This is a genomic window from Actinacidiphila oryziradicis, assembly GCF_005047355.1.
GTDB lineage: Bacteria > Actinomycetota > Actinomycetes > Streptomycetales > Streptomycetaceae > Actinacidiphila > Actinacidiphila oryziradicis.
The window spans coordinates 1-3,907 of the sequence record NZ_SUMC01000247.1; the positions used below are offsets into that span (position 1 = coordinate 1).

The window sequence follows — 3,907 nt, forward strand, 5'->3', positions numbered from 1 at the left end:
CATGTGCACCGACAGCAGGTATTGCTTCATGACGTTCTCCTCGTCAGCAGGAGCCGGCGTCTTCCCGGCCCTCTACTGCCACTACGAACGTCCGAGGGCCGGATCGACACTCGGCCCGAAGTTTTTTTGCGGCTTCGTCTCGCGGTGTCCTCGGGCTCGGTCGCAAGGCCCAGGATGGCAGCTCGCCGAGCCCTACTACCAGCAGCTCAAGCCACCGCTCGACGTCTACACCCACCGGCTGGGACATGCCCTCGACATGGAATGCTCAACTGGCCAACTCAAGCGCTCAGTCACAGCGGCAGACCCGTGCGTCGATTGTTTGGCCGTCCGGCAAGGTGACCCTCGCGTACGGCTCGGCCGTGGCCTGGTGTCCCGCCGCTCTCTCCATGCTCGAATCGTAGTTCGATTCTTTCGGGGTGCGGCATCACGGTGTACGCGGTGAGATCGGGGCATGGCCCGTCGCCCGTCCGCAGCAGCCGCCACCGGCCCGGCCGGGCTGCCGGCGCTGGAGCCGATGCTGGCCACCGCCGCTCCGCTGCCCCCAGATGAGGACCGGTGGGCGGCCGAGGTGAAGTGGGACGGCGCGCGCACCCTCGCTTACGTCCCTGGGAATGGGTCGGTCCGGTTGATCTCGCGCGGCGGGATCGATGTCACTGCGACCTATCCGGAGCTCGGGGTCCTGGCGACCTTGCTGCACCCGAAGCTCAGCGCGGTGCTGGATGGTGAGGTACTCGCCTTCGGCCCGGACGGACGGCCGAGTTTTAGCCGCCTACAGCGGCGCATGGGTCTCAGGCGGCCCGGCGCGGAGCGGCTGCGCGAGGTGCCCGTGACCCTGGTCCTGTTCGACGTGCTGATTCTGGCCGGTGAGTCTGCGATGAAACTGCCGTACACCGCCAGGCGGGAGCTGCTTCAGCACCTAGGTACGTGGCCCGCCCCGGCGTTTCTCCTCCAATCCGGCCAGCCCTCGCTCGGCATAGCGGGCTTTGCACCGGTCCACTGTCAGCGGCGCCACGCCGGCGAGCTCGGCGATGTCCTTGCGCCGCCGCCCCTCGGCAGACCACAACACGATCCGCGCACGCAGAGCCACATCGGCTGGAACATCCCGCGAGCCCGCCAACTCCCGCAGCTCAGCCATCCGTTCAAAGGAGAGATCCATACCAGTCCCAACGATCACGGGATCCTCAAGTTCCATGAACAGGATCACGACACACTAGCCACAGTTTTGGTGCCGTTGGTGCAACGTACCTGCCCACAGGGCGCCGGTGGGTACGGCGGCTCGTATTGGCTGTATTTGACCGTTAAAGAGGCCGAGGACCTTGGCGGCTTGGACATCATTCGGTCAGCTATGCGCAAAGTTGCCCGCGATCTGGGCTGGGTAAAGTTGCAGACTTATGGGGTGTCCAACGACATTGTGATGGTGGGTGTCGTTGACAGGCGCGAGATCCCCGAGCCGTATGCTGCTGTTGTCCAGGCGCATCGTCTGAACCGGCAGCGAGACATGAACGAGACGCTGTCCAGAATGTTCGATGACGGGAAGATGGATACGGTGCCGGGCTCGGTCTACCTGATGACACAGGAGTTCCGCGCCGCTTACGCTGACGCAGGTGGCTAGGCCGTGTCTGATAATTGATCTTGAGGTGGGTCGAGGCGAGTTGACGGATGCGGCCTGTGAGCGGATAGCGCCGTTGCTCCCGGGGCCTGGACGGGCGGGAGCGCCCGTGGCGGGATCACCGGCAGGTGGTCAACGGGGTGCTGTGGCGGCTGCGCACAGGTGCGCCGCTCGAACAGCTCCCACAACTCATCCGGCACCACACGCTCCACGATCCCCACGACCGCAGACTACCGAACAATCCAAATGAGATGTCCTCTAATTGACCAGATCGGCCGTCAGTTCTTCTTCAGCTCCTCGGCGAGCATCACAATGATGCCGCTGGGACCGCGGACGTACGTGAGCTTGTAGACGTCCTCATAGGTCGCCACACCGCGAAGCGGACGGCATCCGTGCTTTGCGGCTACCTCAAGGGCTTTATCGATGTCGTCGACTGAGAAGGCGACGCGATGCATGCCAATCTCGTTGGGACGAGTGGGCTTCGACTCGATCGCTTCGGGGTGGATGTACTCGAAGAGCTCAAGGCGACCGTGACCGTCTGGCGTCTGGAGCATCGCAATGTTGGCGTGATTGCCATCAAGGCCGACGGCAGTGTCGGTCCACTCACCACTGACCGTGTCACGGCCGACGACCGTGAGGCCGAGGTCGGTGAAAAAGGAGATCGTTGCTTCGAGATCGCGAACGGCGATGCCGACGTTCTCAAGTTTGATGGCCATGCGTTGCATGCTACCGAGCCGGGCCGATCAGGTACTGCCGGCAAGGACGCAGCCGTGTACCAGGACACTGTCGAGGTCGACCGTGACCTGTCCACCGGCGTCCGGAGCGTGTTTGCCCGGCGGTAAGGACGTCGATCAGGCGGGAGACCGTCGGGTCAGAGGCGACCGGGCCGAAGACGGCCGGCTCGCACCGCAGCATCGCGACATCCGCGAGGCAGTCACCGCCGAGCGCGACCGCCAGGGCGACGTCCAGGAGAACCTTGTCTTGCGGACCGTCTCGACCAGCAGTACCGCACCGGCTTGCGAAGTCACTCCGGGACCGTCGCCCTCGACGCGGACACGCGGGTAGGACCCGATACGCTTCTTCACCTGGAAAGTGCCTCCGACGGTGGCGGGAAAAAGGATTTCAGCAATCCTAATTCTCGCTGGTCAGAGGAACTTTCAGCCTTCTTGACCACCAGTCGGACAGCCCGCCTCGTGAAAGCGCGAGGCTAGTACTCCAGCCGTAGTTCGTGATCTTCATGCCTGAGCGGCTTGTCGTCGGTAGTGGCTGGCCTGGGATCGGGCCTGGTGGCGGCGTCGCCAGTCGGACCAGCCGAGCCGGTGGACGGCGTCGTGGACGGGTTGGACGACGAGCGTGATGAACAGTCGTTGGATCTCGTTGCAGGTGAGCGGTATGAGGGCGGCGGGTGCGGGGTGGCGGTCGCGTTCGTCCGCGCGGACGACGGCCAGGAAGGCGTGCGCGAGCATGGCCAGGGTGACCCAGCGGGACCAGGACGGGTAGCGGCGGACCTGGTGCTCGTCCAGGGCGGCCAGGCCCTTGCCAGCCTGGAAGAATTCCTCCACCCGCCACCTTGATCCAGCGACGCGCACCAGGGTGGTCAGCGGCACCGGTGCGGGCGAGTAGCAGCGGTAGTAGGCGAGTTCGCCGGTGCTGCGGTTGCGGCGGATGAGCAACTGGCGACTCCCGGGCCGGGGGTCGACGAGGTCGATGACGGCCCAGTCGTAGAAGCGGTGGCCCTTGGCTCCGGCCCCTGCGGACAGCTTCTGCCAGGCCCGCTTGGGCACCTCCTTGGCCAGCGTGTCCGCGCGGAACTTCCCGGCGCCGGTGGTGACTTCGTGCGAGCAGGCCACCGCGAGGACATAGCCGGTCCCGCGTTCCTCCAGCGCGGTCCGCAGCTTCGGATTGCCGCCGTAGACCTAATGGGCAATGAAGAGAGGCCCGGTGGCCGGCGTCCAGGAACCGGGCGGGCCCCCGACACGGGGCGGCCCCACCTGGTTGCGGTTGCGGCGGTGCAGAGGGCACCTGGCACCCCCCGATCTCGGCGGCACCCGGCAACAGAGTCTCCGATCAGTGCCACGCACCCGCCGCGGCGTTCATGCTCGGCGGCGAGTGACAGATATCGCACTCATAACAGACCTGATTCAGCGACCTGCGAAGTACGGGACTAGTGGCAATGCCGCTGACTTTGGGTTGATCTTGTTTGTAGTGTGTGCCTCGGGAGGGTTGCTGAGTGCCACGAGCTGGACAGGTCAAGCCGCCGGTTGAGGAGCGGTTGTCGGATCGCATCGCGTTGGGTGT

The 3,907-nt window shown here is 65.2% G+C and carries 2 protein-coding genes and 3 pseudogenes; 2 read left to right on the top strand and 3 right to left on the bottom strand.

The genetic code is table 11. From position 1 onward, the window contains the following. Positions 1 to 451 precede the first annotated feature (451 nt). Entirely contained in the window at positions 452 to 1,612 is a 1,161-nt protein-coding gene (locus tag FCI23_RS64720) for an ATP-dependent DNA ligase (protein WP_136731584.1), read from the top strand. A gap of 25 nt (positions 1,613 to 1,637) precedes the next feature. Continuing rightward, positions 1,638 to 1,797: pseudogene (locus FCI23_RS59030) on the top strand (transposase); the annotation flags it as partial. A 90-nt stretch (positions 1,798 to 1,887) separates the two neighbouring features. Here the strand turns inward: FCI23_RS59030 and FCI23_RS54370 are convergent. The 3 genes and pseudogenes from FCI23_RS54370 to FCI23_RS54380 all read right to left on the bottom strand — a co-directional run. Next, a complete protein-coding gene (locus FCI23_RS54370; RefSeq protein ID WP_136731585.1) occupies positions 1,888 to 2,325 on the bottom strand; it encodes a VOC family protein in 438 nt (145 codons plus the stop codon). Between the two features lie 57 nt (positions 2,326 to 2,382). Next, positions 2,383 to 2,694, bottom strand: a pseudogene (locus tag FCI23_RS54375) (IS1380 family transposase); the annotation flags it as partial. A gap of 150 nt (positions 2,695 to 2,844) precedes the next feature. Continuing rightward, positions 2,845 to 3,574 (bottom strand): annotated as a pseudogene (locus tag FCI23_RS54380) (IS701 family transposase); the annotation flags it as partial. Positions 3,575 to 3,907 lie beyond the last annotated feature (333 nt).

Excerpts from the sequence above, each read along its gene's own strand:
- FCI23_RS64720 (WP_136731584.1), top strand. The coding sequence starts at position 452 with ATGGCCCGTCGCCCGTCCGCAGCAGCCGCCACCGGCCCGGCCGGGCTG.
- FCI23_RS54370 (WP_136731585.1), bottom strand. The coding sequence starts at position 2,325 with ATGGCCATCAAACTTGAGAACGTCGGCATCGCCGTTCGCGATCTCGAA.